The 16,837-nt window shown below is 63.2% G+C and carries 12 protein-coding genes; 8 read left to right on the forward strand and 4 right to left on the reverse strand.

Annotation, left to right across the window (positions count from 1 at the left end; translation table 11 throughout):
* Nucleotides 1-3: 3 nt before the first annotated feature.
* Complete coding sequence (locus tag BGC09_RS08380) at nucleotides 4-723, reverse strand: response regulator (RefSeq protein WP_069803478.1); 720 nt, start codon at nucleotides 721-723, stop codon at nucleotides 4-6.
* Nucleotides 724-1,171: 448 nt separating this feature from the next.
* Between BGC09_RS08380 and BGC09_RS08385 the strand changes: the two genes are divergently transcribed.
* From BGC09_RS08385 to BGC09_RS08400, 4 genes are all read left to right on the forward strand, one after another.
* The gene (locus BGC09_RS08385) at nucleotides 1,172-2,884 is read left to right on the forward strand and encodes a tetratricopeptide repeat protein (RefSeq protein WP_069803436.1); all 1,713 of its coding nucleotides are present in this window, start codon (nucleotides 1,172-1,174) and stop codon (nucleotides 2,882-2,884) included.
* A gap of 125 nt (nucleotides 2,885-3,009) precedes the next feature.
* Nucleotides 3,010-4,809 carry a serine/threonine-protein kinase gene (locus tag BGC09_RS08390; RefSeq protein ID WP_069803437.1) on the forward strand — a complete coding sequence of 600 codons (1,800 nt, stop codon included), beginning with the start codon at nucleotides 3,010-3,012 and terminating at the stop codon, nucleotides 4,807-4,809.
* 154 nt (nucleotides 4,810-4,963) lie between these two features.
* Nucleotides 4,964-5,551, forward strand: coding sequence for a hypothetical protein (locus tag BGC09_RS08395; RefSeq protein ID WP_069803438.1), 588 nt, complete (start codon nucleotides 4,964-4,966; stop codon nucleotides 5,549-5,551).
* A gap of 87 nt (nucleotides 5,552-5,638) precedes the next feature.
* A complete protein-coding gene (locus BGC09_RS08400) occupies nucleotides 5,639-6,241 on the forward strand; it encodes a magnesium transporter (RefSeq protein ID WP_069803439.1) in 603 nt (200 codons plus the stop codon).
* 152 nt (nucleotides 6,242-6,393) lie between these two features.
* Here BGC09_RS08400 and BGC09_RS08405 read toward each other — a convergent pair whose 3' ends face one another.
* On the reverse strand, nucleotides 6,394-7,428 hold the full coding sequence (locus tag BGC09_RS08405; protein ID WP_069803440.1) for a fumarylacetoacetate hydrolase family protein: 1,035 nt from the start codon (nucleotides 7,426-7,428) through the stop codon (nucleotides 6,394-6,396).
* 203 nt (nucleotides 7,429-7,631) lie between these two features.
* Nucleotides 7,632-8,576, reverse strand: a complete 945-nt coding sequence (locus BGC09_RS08410) for an MBL fold metallo-hydrolase (protein WP_069803441.1) — start codon at nucleotides 8,574-8,576, stop codon at nucleotides 7,632-7,634.
* A 506-nt stretch (nucleotides 8,577-9,082) separates the two neighbouring features.
* Here BGC09_RS08410 and BGC09_RS08415 point away from each other — a divergent pair.
* Nucleotides 9,083-10,816 (forward strand): DHA2 family efflux MFS transporter permease subunit, encoded by a 1,734-nt coding sequence (locus BGC09_RS08415; RefSeq protein WP_069803442.1) that lies wholly within the window; start codon nucleotides 9,083-9,085, stop codon nucleotides 10,814-10,816.
* 231 nt (nucleotides 10,817-11,047) lie between these two features.
* Here the strand turns inward: BGC09_RS08415 and BGC09_RS08420 are convergent, their stop codons facing one another.
* Nucleotides 11,048-11,668 carry a PadR family transcriptional regulator gene (locus BGC09_RS08420; RefSeq protein WP_069803443.1) on the reverse strand — a complete coding sequence of 207 codons (621 nt, stop codon included), beginning with the start codon at nucleotides 11,666-11,668 and terminating at the stop codon, nucleotides 11,048-11,050.
* Between the two features lie 308 nt (nucleotides 11,669-11,976).
* Between BGC09_RS08420 and BGC09_RS08425 the strand changes: the two genes are divergently transcribed.
* The 3 genes from BGC09_RS08425 to BGC09_RS08435 all read left to right on the forward strand — a co-directional run bounded on the left by BGC09_RS08425 (nucleotide 11,977) and on the right by BGC09_RS08435 (nucleotide 16,698).
* Nucleotides 11,977-13,980, forward strand: coding sequence for a S9 family peptidase (locus BGC09_RS08425; protein WP_069803444.1), 2,004 nt, complete (start codon nucleotides 11,977-11,979; stop codon nucleotides 13,978-13,980).
* Nucleotides 13,981-14,246: 266 nt separating this feature from the next.
* Complete coding sequence (locus BGC09_RS08430; protein WP_069803445.1) at nucleotides 14,247-15,035, forward strand: CAP domain-containing protein; 789 nt, start codon at nucleotides 14,247-14,249, stop codon at nucleotides 15,033-15,035.
* A gap of 268 nt (nucleotides 15,036-15,303) precedes the next feature.
* Nucleotides 15,304-16,698 (forward strand): sensor histidine kinase, encoded by a 1,395-nt coding sequence (locus BGC09_RS08435; protein WP_069803446.1) that lies wholly within the window; start codon nucleotides 15,304-15,306, stop codon nucleotides 16,696-16,698.
* Nucleotides 16,699-16,837: the final 139 nt, after the last annotated feature.

The following is a 16,837-nucleotide window of genomic DNA, read 5'->3' on the forward strand; positions in this document are numbered from 1 at the left end:
TTCTCATTGACTATCGTAGGTATCCTGGAGTGAGATCATTCCCTGGCGGAGGGCCTGGAGCACGGCCTCGGTGCGCGAGCCAACCTGCATTTTCTGGAAGATATTGGCCAGGTGGCTATGGACAGTACGGATACTCAGACCCAGGCGGCGCGCGATCTCTTTATTAGGCAGGCCACGGGCGGCCAGACGCAGGACGTCAAACTCGCGCTCGCTGAGCAGGTCCGAAGAGCGCTGAGCTGGGTGACTGCTGCGGTTCGTCAGGCGGCGCATCATCTTCTCTGTCAGCGATGGCTGCAGCACCGACTCGCCGCGGGCCACAGCGCGGATCGCATTCACCAGCTCCTGGCCGTGGACATTCTTCAGCAGGAAGCCGGCGGCTCCCGCCTCCAGCAGGGCGATCAAGTACTGCTCATCGTCGTAGGCGGAGAGCACCAGGACAGCCGTTTTAGGACAGTGGGCCTTGATCTGGCGAGTGGCCTCGATTCCTCCCATGCCGGGCATAGCGATGTCCATGATGGCAATATCGGGATTCAGGCGCCGAGCGGCCTCTACCGCCTCCTCGCCACTCGCCGCCTCAGCTACCACTGAGACATCGCTCTCTGCCTCAAGCAAGCGCCGTGTTCCCTCGCGCACCAGGGCGTGGTCGTCGGCGAGCAGCACGCGGATCACCCGCTGCTCCTCATGCTCGCCGTTGACTGCGCCGGGAGCGGTCTGTGTTGTCATGATGCTATCGTCCTGCTCTCGTAGCTCGCTGAACACTGTCAAAACCCTCCTGCGGAGCAACTTCCTCGCCGCCAGCCAGCACCAGCCAGTGTGAGACCGTCACAGCGTTTTACTCTTACTATAGAGGATCTCCGCCGGAGAGGACTACAGCAAATTTGCCGAAATCCTTGTCTTTTCATTATGGCACCGCCTGAGATGGAAGGCAAGCCCTTCTGTGGGGGGCAGAACAGGCGAAAATGGCCGCTGGGCAGCGCCCTGGCCGCACTTTGTGGTATCATGAGAAAAGCATGCTGGAACGTTCTCTTGACAGAGGAGGACCCTTTCGTTAGAGTAGGTCCCGGGTCCCTATATGCTTGCATGCTGCTGTTCCACCGTTTCTGCGATGTCTACGTGTTTGTATGTATGAGGGAACGTTGTTAAAACGATGTGCTGAGCAGGGAGGAGGCCCATGGGGGGCTGTTTGGACGCCGAAGGATGTGGTTATCAGAATCCCGATAAAGTGCGTTTTTGCGCCCAATGTGGAATTCCGACCAGAGGCTCATTCCTGCTGGGGCGCTATGAAATTATGGATCTGCTTTCTCGCGACCGCCAGACGGTGACGCTGCAGGCTCTCGATCACCATCGCGGGCTGCCCGTGACGGTGCGTGTGCTGCGCCCGCGCGAGACAACGGAGCAGGAGCGGGAAGAGTTCCTGCAAGATGCGGAGCTGGCCATGTCGCTCTCCAGCCGGGTCAATGAGCCGGGGAGCATTCGCGTGACCGATTATGGCCAGGATGGTCCGGTTGCCTTTCTGGTCAAGACAGAATTCGATCCGGCGCGCCAGCCCGCCCGTCAGTTTCGTCCCCATATGACGGTCCGTGTGGGCAGCGACCTCTTGTGGTCGGAGGCCGAGGCGACGGTCCAGGCCGCGGCTGGGGTGAAGGAGGAGGAGGGAGGAGCGGAGGATGAGGTCAGTACTGAGCGCTATCCCGCGCTGCCCCGCCGGTCCATCTCGCAGCAGCGCCAGACGACTCCAACGGGCGTGCGTGACTGGCTGGCGGAGGCCAATGCGCTCTATGAGCAGCAGCGCTATGAGGAGGCGCTGGCGGCCTACGAGGTGGCTATTCGCTCCCAGGGGAACCCGGTGGAGGCCTGGATCGGCAAGGGGGCTACCCTGATGCTCCTTGGGCGCCCGGAGGAGGCGCTGGCGGCCTACGATTATGCCTTGCGTCTGCGCCCGGACGATCCTGAGCTGTGGAACTCGCGCGCCAGTGTCTTGCATGAGCTGGGCCGCTACGATGAGGAGATGTATTGCTACGATCAGGCGCTGGCCCTCGATCCGAATTCGGCCTTCGCCTGGAGTGGCCGTGGCATGGCGCTGGCCGAGCAGAATCGCCCGGAGGAGGCCCTGCTGGCTTTCGATCGGGCCCTGGTGCTTGATCCCAATCAGAGCGTCATCTGGCAGGCCATGAGCGATACGCTCTATAGCTTGCAGCGCTATGAGGAGGCACTCATTGCGGTCGATCGGGCCCTGGAGCTGGAGAGCCAGCGCGCTTCTTTGTGGGATATTAAGGGCAATATTTTGCGCCGCCTCAAGCAGCCCGATCAGGCCCTCCCGCTCCATGAGCGCGCGCTGCAGTTGGAGCCGCAGAATGCCCTCTACTCTTTTGATAAGGCCAACGATCTGCGCGATCTGCGGCGCTATGCGGAGGCGCTTGCAGCCTACGATGAAGCCTTAGAACTTGATCCTACCCTGGCCGGCGCATGGTATAATCGAGGAAACGTCCTGGCTGCCCTCCACATGTATGAGGATGCCCTGGAATCCTATAATCAGGCGCTCCGCTACGATGATGGCCTGATCTCCGCCTGGTATAACAAGGGCAGCCTCCTCCATGAGCTGGGACGCTATGAGGAGGCCCTGGAGGCTTTCGATCGCGCTTTGGCCCTCGATGCCCACTATATCGCTGCCTGGAACAATAAGGGATTGTCGCTCTTCGCTCTGGGCCGTCTGGAGGAGGCCCTGGCGGCCCTGGATCAGGCGACGGCCTTCGCTCCCGAGGAACCCGATGCCTGGCATAATAAGGCGGTCGTGCTCGAACGCCTGGGACGCAGCGAGGAAGCCCGCTCCTGTCAGGAGTGGGTGCGCTCTCTGGAGCAGCAGGCGGCGTTGCGCAAGACCTGACAGAGACACTGGCTGGATACCCCGGGTGGCTACGCTCTCTCGTGAGCTGAGCCGAGCTGAGCCGCGCCTGGTTGGTGTCGATGGCGCCACGGAGAGACTGTGAGAGACTGAAAGAGGAGGAGGGCATGCGACGCTGCGCCGACCTGGATGACTGCGGATACGAGAATCGTGAGTCTGATCTCTTTTGCCGGGCCTGCGCTCTCCCTCTATTGGGGACAGCGCTCGCCGGTCGCTATGTCGTTGAGGCTTTGATTAGTAAGGGGGGCTATGCCGCGGTCTTCCGTGGAATCGATCGCCATTTGTCTCGCCATGTGGCGATCAAGCTGCTCCTGCCAAGCAGGACAACCACGGCTGAACGCGAGCATTTTTTGCGTGAGGCCCGGATTGCCGCGGCCCTGGATCATCCCAATATTGCCCCGGTGCTGGACTATGGCCGCGATGGCCCGAGTGTCTTTTTGATTATGCCCCTCTATACCGCGGGTTCACTGCGGACGCGCCTGGCCAATGCAGCTGGCCCTCTGCCCTTCTGGGAGACGGTTCAGCATTTTCATCAGTTGGTGTCGGCCCTGCATTATGCTCATACGCGCCCTCGCCCGGTGATTCATCGCGATATTAAGCCCGAGAATCTCTTGATCCATCAGGAAGATCATCGCCTGGTGATCACCGACTTCGGCATCGCCCGCGCTCTGGAGCCGGGGGCCCGCGTAGGGATGACGGTGACGGTGCGCGGTACGGTCGGCTATATGGCCCCCGAGCAGGCTCACGGCATTGTCGATCCCCGCAGCGATCAATACGGTTGTGCGGTCGTCCTCTACGAAATGCTCACCGGTTATCATCCCCATGATCCGCTCAGTGGCGTGATTGTGCCTCCTTCCTCGCTGAATCGCGAGCTGACTCCAGAACTGGATGAGGTGCTGCTGCGGGCCCTGGCTGCGCGCCCGGAGGAGCGCTATAGCGATATGTTGGAGTTTCAGTATGACTTTGATCGCGCCTTGCAGCCCGGCCAGGGAGCGCGGGCCCTGGTGGTGCGCTCGCGCGAGGTAGGGCGTCTGCCCCCGACGGCAGGATCGCGGCGGGCCTTGCCTGCTCAGGCTCAGGCCCCGGCGGCCCTCCAGAGCGAGGCTGAGAGCAACGGGGTGGAGGCGCGGGTCAGCGCTGCCCTGCCGGTTCAGCAGCAGACGCGGATTTCGTCGCGCATCAGCAGCAGCGTGCGTGAGAAGTGTCAGGAGGGGGACCAGCTCTTGCGCCAGCAACACTATGCGCAGGCACTGCGAGCCTATGAGGAGGCGCTCCAGCTCTCTCCCCGCAATTTCCATGCCTGGAATGGCAAGGGGACAGCCCTCTACAATCAGGGGAATTATCGCAAGGCCTATGAGGCTTTTCAGCGTGCGACGGAGATCGATCCCGAGAGCGCGGTGGTCTGGGTGAGCGCTGGCCTGGCTCTCCATCGGCTGCAGCGCTATCAGCAGGCCCTGGTCCACTTTGAGCGGGCCCTGGCTCTCGATCCTCATTATGTGGCGGCCTGGAATGGGAAGGCCGATGCTCAGCTGGATATGGGCCTGACCAGTGAGGCGCTGGCTTCCTATGAGCAGGCCCTGGCCTGCGATCCCCATAGTTTTCATGCCTGGAATGGCCTGGGCAATGCCCGCTCGGCGCTCCACGATTTTGCCGGGGCGGTCGAAGCCTATACGCGGGCCCTCCTGATTAATCCGCGCAGCGCGGTGGCCTGGTGCAATAAGGCGGAGGCTCTTTTGCGCCTCGGCCATCATCGCGCCGCTCTCGATGCGCTCAATGAGGCCACCGAGCTTGATCGTAGCTATGCCCGCGCCTGGATGTTGAAGGCGGAGATCTACGAGTTGCTCGGCCAGTATCAGGAGGCTCAAAAGGCTCGCCGCCGCATGCGACCCTGGGGACCGCTGAGCTGAGCTGCGCTCTTTCTCCTCGCAGCCCCGCTCCGATCTGCTCTCTTGTTCTTGTCTCCTCTCTCCTCGATTTCCTTGTCTCCTCTTCTTCCTCTCAAGTTATATAGAGATCTTCAGCTTTTTTGGTGAATTATAATGGAAACTAAGGTGATCTGCTATGGCTATCACTTCCTTCCTGGTCGGTGAGGAGGAGACCCCGATGGGAGCGCGTTTTCGTACCCCCAGGGCGCTGCGCAGAAACGAGGAGGCGCTGGCTGTTCCCAGGCTGATGGTCGCTGGGGCCGGGCTGCTGAATGAGACGGAGGAGCTGCCCGGAACGGTTTGCTATGATCTGGCTGAAGAGTATCTGGCCAGGCTCGATGCCTGCTATCAGCGGCTGAGCAAAGAGCATGCCCATCTGCGCCGGCGCCTGGCTTTAACGCATCGCCTGGTGGTGGGGGTGTTGCCAATGAGTATGCTCTCCCTGGGTCTGGCCCTGGCCGGTCTCTTGCTGGCCCTGCCTCTGGAATGGAGCATCGGGGCAGCCTCGCTGGCGGTGGTGCTCACGCTGCTACTGCTGCGCTTCCATCAGCGCTCTCAGCGCGAGCTGGAGGAGCATCTGCAACAGCTGCATGAGCTGTATGCGGCCTATCTGGAATGCTTCCGGGCCTATGAGGTGGCTGACGTTCAGCAACGTGGGGAGGCTCTTGCTTCTCTGTTTGAGCACTGGGTGGGGCCGCATCAGCCCCCTCGCTCGTGTGAGTAATATATGTTTTCTATTGTTTTTACCTAGAACATAAAACAATATATGATATGAGTAGTAAGCGATCCTGTGCCGGGTTGGGGGGCTGGTATGCGTGATCACTCGGCAGAGCAGGGAGCGGGCCCGTCCGAGGAGGCTGAGGGCACATCGCGCCGGACCAGGCGCCGCCAGGTCCAGGCGAAGGTGGTGGCATCCCCTTCTGAGCCGCTGGCATACTTTCCCGACCATCTGGCTGATTTCTATCAATTGCTTAAGTCGGACTATGAAGAGCTTCGCCGTGCCAATCGTATCATCTTCTATGAGACGCGGGTCATTGTCTGGCTCTGCGTGATTGTGGCTTTGGTGATTATGTTCAGGGCCTCCGTTGTGGGTGGCTCGATTCTCTCGGTGGCGACGCTGCTGGTAAGCCTGATTGGTAAGCTGATCAAGGTTAAGAGCAGCGAGCGGGAGGATCTGGGAAAGCGGCTGGAGGCGCTGCGCCTGACGACGTTGGAGATTGAACGCATCTGTCTCAGTTTGCATCTGGCCCGCTCCATTAGCGATCAGCAGCGCCGTGATCGGCTGCTGGAGGAGCTGGCGGAGGAGCGGGGCCTGACCAGCGAAGAGGCGAGGCAGTCCCCTGCTGCCGGTTCTCCTATTGCCGACCAGGAGCCTGGGATGCAGCAGTTTCCGCCCCAGGAAGGGCGGACCTAGCGCGTTGCGACTAAGGCAGAGAGTGAACAGCCGCAGCATTCCCCGGATCTCCTTTAAGGACGAGCAAGAGGAGCGAAGGTCGAGTACCCAGGCCAGGGTGGGCCTTCGCTCCTTGCTTGTCCTGGTCGCGGTAAGGTGCCGGATGCAGCCGCTCACGGAGACTGGTGGGCTGCCCGGTCAGGAGGGGGGGCGGCGATGGTGTTGCGCAGGAGACCTAGCCCGGCGATCTCTAGCTCTACGACGTCGCCCGCCACCAGCCAGCGATGGCGCTCCTGGCCAAGTTCGAGCAGGCAGCCGCCGCCGCAGGTGCCGGAGCCCAGGATGTCGCCAGGGCGCAGGCGGACGTGCTGTGAGGCGCGCTCGATCATCTGGGGAAAGGTGTAGTGGATCTCCTGAAAGTTGGCTTCGGTCAGGAGGAGGCCATTGACGCGGGCGCGCATGGGGAGGTCGAAGCGCTCGTGGGCGCCGCTGCCACGGCGGTAGGGCTGCAGCTCGTCGGGCGTGACCAGGCAGGGACCGAAGGAGGTGGCGAAGTCTTTGCCTTTGGCAGGTCCCAGCTGGACGGCCATTTCCTGAAGCTGGAGGTCGCGCGCGCTCCAGTCGTTCATAATCATATAGCCTGCAATGTAGTCGGCAGCTTCCTCGGCGGCGATGTCCTGGCCCTTGCGCCCGATGACGGCGGCCATCTCTAGCTCATAGTCCAATGCCTGGCTGTGGCGTGGATAGGGAATCGCTTCGTCGTGCCCGTAGAGGGCCGAGGTGTTCGAGAAATAGAAGACAGGAATCTGGTACCATTGCGGCGGCACCTCCAGTCCGCTGCGGGCGCGGGCGTTGCGCACGTGGGCCTCGAAGGCGAAGAAGTCGCGGATGGTGGGAGGGGTGGGAATGGGCGGGCGCAGGTGGACCTGCTCCAGCGGGTAGGCCAGTCCTTCTTGACTTTGCAGCCATCTTGGTTCACGCTGGCTGGCCAGGGCGAAGGCAGCGCGCAGTCGCTCCCAGGCCGCTGCTCCTTGCTGAAGGAGGGCCAACACTGTGGAAGGAAGGGGCTCTTCGCTGCCTGCGCTGAGAGATCCGGCAGCCAAGCGACCAAGGGCGGCCAGGTCGAGAACGAGGCTGTTGAGGAGGACGCCGGCCCTCCCCTCGTCGCACGGTGCGGTGGGGTTGAGGACATAGGTTACCAGTTTCATGGGCTTCTACCTCCAGAGAGACCTCGGCTGGTGGGCCGAGTGGGGAAAGCAGTCGACTCGACGTGCTTGTGCTGATGCTGGCTGGGGTCCCTCTTCCTGCAGGAGGCCTCTCTATCTCCTTCTCTGCTGTGAGGGCCGGAGATGCGAGCGATGCTGAAGAAGGAGAAGAGAGGCTCAGCCTGACGCTGGCTTACGCGGGACGATCAGGAAGCCACTGCGGCCATGCTGGCGAAGAGCAAGGGCTTCTCCGGCTCGTTCTGGTCGCCGCTGAATTCGCGGTACATGGCGGCGACGTTCGCCACGATGCGCTCGCCATCGGTCCAGGTCGCGTAGCGGTCGAGGGGAATATCGCGGGCGGCCTCCAGAGCCGACAGGCCGGCCTCGTAGCGCTTGCGGGCCTCGTCATAGATGTACTGCAGGTAGCCCTTGAGTTCGCTGACGCCGTGCTGGTCGGTGATGGGGCCGTGGCCGGGAACGATGATTTCGGGGTCAAGCTGCAGGATCAGGTCGCAGGCACGCAGCCAGTTCGCCGTCGGGCCGGCCCACATGATGGGGTGGGCGCCGATGAAGAGGATGTCGCCGCTGAAGACCACGCGCTCGCTGGGGACGTAGACGATGATGTCGCCGCGGGTGTGGGCTGGTCCGACTTCGATCAGACGCACCTCTTTGCTGCCGACGTGCAGGGTAAGCTCGCCGCTGAAGGTGCGCGTCGGCGGGGTCAGGGTGATGTCGCTGAAGTCGAAGGCGCCGAAGGCCCGCTGCAGGAAGCGTTGCAGTTGGGGCAGGTTGGCTGTCTGGGTGAGCAGGGTGCGCAGGCGCTCGGGCGGCTCTTCTTGCATCTCGATGGCGGCTTGCCTGGAGGCAATGATCTGGGCATTGGCAACAAGCTGGTTGCCGTAGCAGTGGTCGCCGTTGGCGTGGGTGTTGACAACGGTGCCGATCTCGGCGGCGGCTGGCACGGCCCGTTTCATGGTCTCCAGCATCTGGCCGGTGAGCTTGAGGTCGAACAGGGTGTCGACGAGCAGGGTGGCCTGGCCGTCAACGATCAGCCCGGCGTTGCTCAGGCCCCAGGTGCCGGGCGGCTGTAGATAGGCATAGAGGTCGTGGCCGAGGTCGTGTAGTCCGCGGGTGTAGGCGAAGCTTGCCATGTCTTCTCTTTCCTCCCTTGTTGGTCTCCTGCCTGGCTGGCTGGCTGGGTCCCTGACGGTGCCGCCAGCCAGACCTTCCTTGGGCCTGGTAGCCCCAAGGCGGAGGTGCTATTGTGAACTCCCTGATCCTTTCCTTGCTGGTCCTGATACAGTATCGCACGTCTTCCCAGCCTTGGCGAGGGGAATCGTTATGTGCTGGCCGCTCGGGCCTTCTCCTTGCTGAGGACGACTTTCCATGCTCGCTGCTGGGAAAGGTCATTATGACCTATCTATATCGAAAAAAATAAATTTAACATGGGCAAAATTGGGGCATATAACTATTGATCTTCGCCACTTATGCTGATATAATAGGTCACTGTGAGTGATCTCCGTTATCGGTTCTACCAGCTACCTGGAACTGGCTGACGATAAGCCCCGACCTGTTCCTGCGGAGGGACATGGGTCGTCTGCTGCTTTCGTTGGCGGTACACTTGTGCTAAGAGAACGAGTAAAGGGAGGTAAAGGGCATGGTACAAGCAACAAGGCCGGCAAGCGGTCTGGGGCGCGGGACGAATCCCTGGCTGGCGCTGCTGGCGATGATGTTCGGGCTGTTTATGGCCCTGTTGGATCTGTCGATTGTGACGATTGCTTTGCCGGCCATTGTGCAACAGTTGCAGACCGATCTGACGATGGCTGGCTGGGTGTTGGATGCCTATAGCCTGGTGTTCGCTGTGCTGCTGGTGACCGTGGGGCGCCTGGCCGATCTGTTCGGGCGCAAGTGGATCTTTATGGCTGGGATGGCGGTCTTTATGCTGGGGTCGCTGCTCTGTGGACTGGCTCCTTCGATCGGCTGGTTGATTGGCTTCCGGGCGTTTCAGGCTGTGGGGGCGGCGGTGCTGAATCCCGTCAGTCTGGCCATTTTGATGGCCATCTTCCCCCGCGAGCAGCGGGGGGCGGCGGTCGGCCTCTGGGGTGCGGCGGCTGGTCTGGCTACGGCCCTTGGCCCGGTCCTGGGCGGGCTGATTGTCCAGACGCTGAGCTGGCGCTGGATTTTTTACGTCAATTTGCCGTTCTGCCTGGTTGGGCTGGTCCTGGTCTGGCTCTGGGTGCCGGAGACGCGCGAGGTGCGTCGGGATGGGCGCGCCGGGCGCCTGGATTGGTCCGGTTTGTTGTTGTTGAGTGTGGCCCTGTTCTCGCTGGTGCTGGCGGTGATGCAGGGCAATGATTGGGGGTGGGGTTCGCTGCCTACGCTGGCGCTCCTGGGCCTGGCCCTGGTCGGTCTGGCGGTCTTTGTCGGGGTCGAGCTGCGTGTGCGGGAGCCGATGGTCAACCTGCGCCTCTTCGGGATTCGTAGCTTCCTGCTCTCGGATGTGGCGATGTTGCTCTTCGGGGTGGCGATGCAGGGGGCCTTTGTGATGGCTGTCTTCTACTTTACCGAGCTGCGTGGCTACGGGCAGCTGGAGGCAGCCTATGCTTTGCTGCCGCTACCGCTGGCCTCACTAGTCCTATCGCTGCTGATGGGGGCTGTCGGGCGCCGCCTGCCGCCGCTCCTGGTGGGCCTGACGGGGCTGCTGCTGGTGGCGCTGGGGTTCACCCTGCTGGCGCTGGTGAGCGCCTCGGCGGGATCGCTCGACACGGCCTGGCGCCTGGCCTTGATTGGCGTGGGCATGGGCATGTGTTTCCAGAGCTTCCCCACCTTTGCTCTCAGCGAGGTGCCCCCGGCTCAGCTTGGGGTCGGCAGCGGGATTCTGAATACCTTCCGCCAGGTGGGCTTTGCGCTCGGGGTGGCTGTGCTGATTGCCCTCTTCACGGCCCAGCTTCAGCAGGATCTGCAGCAGGCCCAGCAGGAGAGCCTGCAGGTGGTGGCGAGCGATCAGCAGTTGCCGCCGGCTTTGCGCAGTCACCTGGTGACGGCCTTGCGGCAGGCACAGACGGGACAGACGGCGACACAGGCTCAGACGGGAGGTACAACGACGACGGTCGATTTGAGGCCACTGGCCCAGACGGTGCCTCCTGGCCCACAGCGGGAGGCTCTGCGTAGCCATCTGCAGATGTTGGGTGGGCGTATTAGCGCGATCTTCAAAGATGAGGTGATGGCGGCTTTTGCGGCGACGTGGTGGGCTTCTGCCGCCTTCGCTGCCCTGGGTCTGGGGTTGACGGCGCTGGCAGCTTTCTCGAGCAGGGGGAAGGGCCGCGCTCGTCAGGGCGCGCCCAGGGGCGGCGATGAGACGGTTATGGCTGAGGCGGGCGCCGTTTCCTAGCTGAGGATGGCCCTGCTCCTGTCAGACCCCACTGAGGTGGAGGGACTGGGGCCGGGCCTTCGGCTGGGCTGGTCCTGCGGCTCTGTCCCAAAGAGGGGCGAACAAACCGGCCCTGGCGCGTGGAGAAGAGGAGGAGTTGCACGCTGCCCTGCCCCGCGCGGCTCCGCTGGCTGAAGCCGGGAGCCTGGACTGCGAGCTGCCGCGGCTCGCTGCGAGGCCGCGGCTGGGTGGTTAGTTGTCGGACGCCACTTGCGGCTCTGGGCCGGCTGTGGTGGCTGCCTCTTCCTGGGCCAGGTGCTGCAGGACACCCTCGCGCAGCTGCTTGGCCCAGTACAGCTCAAGTTTCCATTGCTCGATCCAGTGGTACATGACGTTGAGGATGTGCTCAAGGCGCTCGGGGCTTCGGAGTGCTTCGTTGTCGTTGGCTTTCCGGAGGAGATCTTCAGCTTCGCGATAGATGTGTTGGATGTGCTCCTTACAGTAGCCGATGTAGTGCTCGATCAGCTGCAGGCGCTCGGCAGGGGTGAGGAATTCAAAGCCGGCCACTTTGTGGGCGAAGATTTCACGGTATTCCCCCAGGTTGGAAGTGGTGTCCATCATGCGCTGGTGGAAGCGCTGGCGCCCGGCTTCGGTGATGCGGTAGACGCGCGTTTGACGGTCGCCCTGCTGGAAGCTCCCGTTCTGCTCAACTTGAATAAGTCCCTGCTGCTCCAGCCGGGCCAGCAGCGGGTAGAGTCGGCCATGACTGAGGGTGGCGTAGGGGCCGATCATGTCGTTGATGATCTTGGCAATCAGGTAGCCGTGGGCCGGGCCTCGCATGAGGGTGAAGAGGATCAGTAGTTCATACAGCATAGGGTCCTCAGCATCTGGAATGGATCAGCTTTTCTTCTGTCAGTGTGCGGGCAGGGCGACGCTCCCTTCCTTACAGTATAATAGCAAACAGCGTCCCCTTCCTGATAGGGGCGCTTCCTTGCTTGTTCATTGCCTGACTGCGTCGGAGGCCGTCGATGGCTGCCGGCAATCTGCTCAGTCTGGCAGATTGCGCGCCTTCTTATAGCACAGATACACCACGCGCCAGGCAAGCGATGAGGCGGGATGAGGCAGGATGAGGCGGAACGAGACCGTTAGCTCCATCGCGGAAGGGAAGAAAGGAGTATGCTGTGAGCACTGAAGCCTCTCTATCAGCATCTTCGGTCAGGGCGGCTGACGGGGTGCCGCGGACTCGGCGCCTGGTCGGCCCGGGCGAGGCTGCACGTCTGCGCTGGGTGGACGAGTATGATCTGACGCCCGATGGGCGCCGCGCTGCCTTTGTGATACGTGAGTCGCTGCCTGGAAAGGCCCGCCCGCAACGACACCTCTGGCTGCAGGAGACCAGCGGCGATGGCGAGCCGTACCCGCTCTCCGCTGGACTGGATACGAGCGAGCAGTATTCTCCGCGCTGGTCACCTGACGGGCGCCTGCTGGCCTTTTTGGCGAAGGAGAAGGAGGAGAGAAGCGGCGATAGAGAGCGGTTGGCGCTCTTCGTGCTGGCGGCTGAGAGGGGGACGGCCCGCCGCCTCTGTACGCTGCCAGGCGGCCTGAGCGACCTCGCCTGGTCGCCGGATGGCTCGCGCCTGGCCTTTCTCGGCTATGAACGGCCCGAGCCGGAGGGTGATCCGCGCGTCTTTGGCCGCGAGGCCGAGCGCTGCCAGCGGTTGTGGACCGTCTACCTCGATGAGGGTCTGCCGCGCCCGGTGACCCCCGATGGGCTGGCGATCTGGGAATACTGCTGGTCGCCGGATGGCCGCCGCTTCGCCGTCTATTTCTCTGATGGCCCGGAATTGACTACCTGGTACCGCGGCCAGATCGGCGTCGTCGAGGCCGGGGGCGGCACTGTGCGTCAACTGACCTCCCTGGAGCATCAGGCCAGCGGCCTGGCCTGGTCGCCAGATGGCAGACGCCTCGCCTTCGTCTCGGGCGAGTGGAGCGATGTGATCCGCGGGGCTGGCGATCTCTATGTGGTGTCCTTGGAGGGCGGTCCAGCTCGCAATCTGACCCCCGATGCCGACATCAGCCTGGCCTGGTGTCGCTGGTTCCCCGACGGGCGGCACCTGCTCTATACGGCCTGGAGCGGACTGCACCAGCAGATCGGCATTCTGGATGAGGCCAGCGGCAAACGTCAGGTGCTGGAAGCCGGGGTAGTGCTGCGCGACGGCTGGCCTTCACTCGCGACAACACCAGACCTGCGCCGCTTCCTGACAACGCGCAGCTCGCCTGAACAGCCGCCTGACCTCTACCATGTCGAACTGCTCGACCTGGCGCCGGAGGACCAGCCAGGCCAGGAGACAGAGAGACGCCTGACCTGGCGCCGTCTGACGCGCCTGAATCCGCTGGCCGAAGAGACCTGGTGGCTGCCGCAGAGCCAGCCGTTGAGCTACCGCAGCGTTGATGAGTGGGAGATTGAGGCTCTCTTTACGCCGCCCCTGGTGCGTCGCGGCCAGGGAGCGCCGCCGCTGGTGGTTTGGGTGCATGGCGGCCCATCAGGGGCCTTTCTGGCAGGCTTTGAGAGCGGCTGGAGCCTGCTGCTGGCCTCCGCCGGCTATGCCGTGCTGCGCCCCAACGTGCGCGGCAGCCTGGGCCGAGGCCGAGCCTTCGCCGAGGCCGTGGTCGGCGATATGGGGGGCAAGGATCTGCAAGATGTGCTGCGGGGCATCGATCTCCTGGTGGAGCGCGGGCTGGTCGACGGCCAGCGCCTGGCGATTGTCGGCTGGAGCTACGGCGGCTTCATGGCGGCCTGGGCCGTGACGCAGACCCAGCGCTTCCGGGCGGCGGTCATGGGGGCCGGCATCTGCGACTGGCATGGCTTCCATGCCCAGACCAACATTCCCGATTTCGATGTGCGCTTCCTGCTGGCCGATCCCCTGACCCAGCCAGAGGTCTACCGCGCCCGCTCGCCCCTGACCTACGCGGCCCAGGTCACAACGCCGACGCTGATCCTGCACGGGGCCGAGGATGACTGCGTGCCTGTCAGCCAGGCCCACGCCTTCTATCGGGCCTTGCGTGAGCGCGACGTGCCTGCCGAGCTGGTGATCTATCCGCGCGAAGGGCATGGCCTGCGCGAGTTACCTCATCTGCGCGATCGTGAGGAGCGTCTTCTGCACTGGCTCGATCGCTACCTCTGGTAGGTGAGGCTCTGGGAAGCTCGGGAGAGAGAGCCATCGATGGACCGGTGGGGGTCTCTCTCCTGAGTGAGGTGCCTGATGGGCTGCCTGCTGCCGCTGGTGCCTGACCCTCAACTGCTTTCCCACTCGCTCGCCTGAAAGTACCACTTCCTGTACACTTGCCCGCTTCCTTTCTGGAGAGTATGCTACACTGTTCCCTGTCAATCAGCAAAGCAGGCAAGTGCGAAAGGATCAACGTACGCGCCAGAGAAAGGAGCGGAGCGAGCGCTATGAGCTTGAGACTGAGTCGTCATGGTCGCGCGAGCTTCATTCTGGCCCTCTCTCTCCTGGCTTTCTGTGTGGCCTGTGGGAATGCCAGCGGGTCGGGCGGGCAGTCACAGGGGACGGCGCCGCAGACCCGAACGATGAGCGACGCCGTGGGCAGTCTAGAGCAGCATCCCCGGCCCACCAGCATTGTGATCCCCAGTCAGCGTAGCACGCCGACGCCAACGCCAAAACCGACCTCTACGTCGTCGAGCGTCAGCAATGCCTCCCATGTTTGTGGGGCAACTGCTCCCGCCACGAGCGGTGCGGCTCCCGCCGCTGGCTCTATCGCCTCTACCGGTAAGGGCAGCGCTCCTTATGGTCAGCCGCCAGCCCTCACTTCCGAGGAGATCATGCTGACCCAGAAGCTCTTTCAGCAGATCAATCAGGATCGCGCCGCCTGCGGCCTGCCGCCATTTGTCTGGAATATGACGCTCTCGGGCGGGGCGCGCCTGCATAGCTGGAATATGTATCACTGCGGTTTCAGTCATACCTGTCCCGATGGGCTGCCGCAGTGCACGCGCATCGCTAACGAGGGCTTCACCTTCAGCGACTGTGGTGAGAATATCGGTCTGGCCGGCCCCTATCCGACGCCCTCGGGCGGGGCCTATAACATTCAGGCCAGCATGGCCAATGAGCCGGCCACGGGCTGGCACCATATCCATCTCTTCAGTACGACCCTACACCAGATTGGGATCGGCGTCTATGTGGCCCCCAATGGCTGGATCTGGTTCACCGAGGATATGATCAGCTAGCCAGGGTCCGGGAGTGAGACGGGCGCTATCCGGCCTCTGGCTTTCCTCCCTCTTGCCTGGCCTGCTTTTTTGCAGGCGCTCGACCGTCCTCTCTCTTCCTCTCCCTTCTTTGCTTCGCCCGGCCTGGCTGTCTCTCTCCCTGCCGCTGCACTGGCGGCGGGCGGGAAACCGGACCTGCTACGTCGCGGGCGCCCCGCTTGTTGTGAGGGAGCATATACTAAAAAGGAAACTCTGGGAGTCATGTGGTGTAAGCGGGAGGGAAGGTAGCATGACAGCCGAGGGAGACATACGGGCGCTGGCCTGGCGACTGGCTCGGCGAGCGCGTGAGCTGGTCGATTGCCAGGCGGCTGGCCTGCTGCTTGGGTGCCCCGATGAGACGGTCCGTCATCCCCTGCTTGATCTCTTTGTTCCTGACGCCGCCAGCTATGTCGGCTGCTCTGGCGGCGGCCTGGATGAGGAGAGGCTACGCGCCTTGCTGCAGTATGAGCAGGTGCGGGCTTTGCTGGACATTGCCGCTCAGAGCGGGCGCGTGCACTGTTGCGAGGCTGATCCCGTCCTGCGCTGTGCTACTGCCATTGGCAGTCTGGCGGTGGCTCCTCTGGAGCGCCCGGCGGGCGTTCTGGGGTCGGTGCTCCTCTTCGATGAACGGCGCACCGCTTTCGCTGCCGGCGAGTGTCGACTGCTGGCGGCTGTGCTCTCCCGGCTGGCGCGCGAGCTGGAGCAGCAGCTCCGCCTGCTTTCACAGGTCGCCCGTGCGCCTGCTCGGGATCAGCGCCAGGGGCCACCACAGAGGCTGATGCTGGTGCCTGGAGGGGACGGCGCCGCCGCCGGCGTTGGCGACCACCACGCGCTGTGCTGGCCGTCGGAGCTGGATCAGTTGAAGTATGAGTTTATCTCGATGGTCAGCCATGAGCTGCGGACCCCACTGACGGCGATCAAGGGCTATGCCAGCCTGCTGCAGGCGTACGGCCTCTCCCCCTCTGGCCAGGGGCAGGGACGCAAGGGCAGCGACGGGCTGACGGAGGAACTCCAGCGCCATTATCTCGATGTGATCATGGAGCAGGTCAATCATCTGGAGGCTCTGGCCGGCGATCTGCTCGATGTCTCGCGTATTCATGCCAATCACCTCGACCTGCGCTCGACTTCCCTGGATATCGCCGCGCTCTGCCGCCGCGCCGTGGAGCTGATTCGCCAGCGCGTCGAACGCGAGACCCCTGGCAAGTATCTGTTTCGCTGCCGCTTCATGGAGCCGCTTCCTCCGGTCTGGGCCGACGCCGACCGCGTGCAGCAGGTGCTGACCAATCTGCTGGAAAATGCAGTGAAATACTCACCCGCCGGCGGGCTGATCACCATCGAGGCCGGCCTCTCCCGAGAGGGACGGCAGGCCGGAGGTGGGTTGATGCAGGTCAGCGTCTGTGATCAGGGGATTGGCATCTCGCCTGAGCAGCAGTCGCGCCTCTTCCGGCCTTTTAGCCGCCTGGAGCAGGAGAGCAGTGAGTGTGTGCCAGGGGTGGGTCTGGGACTCTATATTACACGCCGCCTGGTTGAGGCGATGGGTGGGCGCATTGAGTTGCGCAGCCGCGCCGGTGAGGGGACGCGCGTGACCTTTACGCTGCCGCTGGCGACGGCTGTGCCGGAGGCGACGGCTGGCCGTGCGCGCTAGCTCGTCTGGCCGTCTGCCGAGGACGCCGCGCAACCGTTGCGCCCGGTGAGGCTGGCAACGGCCCGGCCCCTACTTGCGAAATATAGTCCAGTTTGCTATAGTGTGGCTGGAATGATAGTGAGACTCAACAAGGTAGGGA

Source organism: Thermogemmatispora onikobensis (assembly GCF_001748285.1).
Classification (GTDB): Bacteria; Chloroflexota; Ktedonobacteria; order Ktedonobacterales; family Ktedonobacteraceae; genus Thermogemmatispora; species Thermogemmatispora onikobensis.

Excerpts from the sequence above, each read along its gene's own strand:
- BGC09_RS08410 (WP_069803441.1), bottom strand. The coding sequence starts at position 8,576 with ATGGCAAGCTTCGCCTACACCCGCGGACTACACGACCTCGGCCACGAC.
- BGC09_RS08380 (WP_069803478.1), bottom strand. The coding sequence starts at position 723 with ATGACAACACAGACCGCTCCCGGCGCAGTCAACGGCGAGCATGAGGAG.
- BGC09_RS08395 (WP_069803438.1), top strand. The coding sequence starts at position 4,964 with ATGGCTATCACTTCCTTCCTGGTCGGTGAGGAGGAGACCCCGATGGGA.
- BGC09_RS08430 (WP_069803445.1), top strand. The coding sequence starts at position 14,247 with ATGAGCTTGAGACTGAGTCGTCATGGTCGCGCGAGCTTCATTCTGGCC.
- BGC09_RS08435 (WP_069803446.1), top strand. The coding sequence starts at position 15,304 with ATGACAGCCGAGGGAGACATACGGGCGCTGGCCTGGCGACTGGCTCGG.
- BGC09_RS08385 (WP_069803436.1), top strand. The coding sequence starts at position 1,172 with ATGGGGGGCTGTTTGGACGCCGAAGGATGTGGTTATCAGAATCCCGAT.
- BGC09_RS08415 (WP_069803442.1), top strand. The coding sequence starts at position 9,083 with ATGGTACAAGCAACAAGGCCGGCAAGCGGTCTGGGGCGCGGGACGAAT.
- BGC09_RS08390 (WP_069803437.1), top strand. The coding sequence starts at position 3,010 with ATGCGACGCTGCGCCGACCTGGATGACTGCGGATACGAGAATCGTGAG.
- BGC09_RS08405 (WP_069803440.1), bottom strand. The coding sequence starts at position 7,428 with ATGAAACTGGTAACCTATGTCCTCAACCCCACCGCACCGTGCGACGAG.
- BGC09_RS08420 (WP_069803443.1), bottom strand. The coding sequence starts at position 11,668 with ATGCTGTATGAACTACTGATCCTCTTCACCCTCATGCGAGGCCCGGCC.
- BGC09_RS08400 (WP_069803439.1), top strand. The coding sequence starts at position 5,639 with ATGCGTGATCACTCGGCAGAGCAGGGAGCGGGCCCGTCCGAGGAGGCT.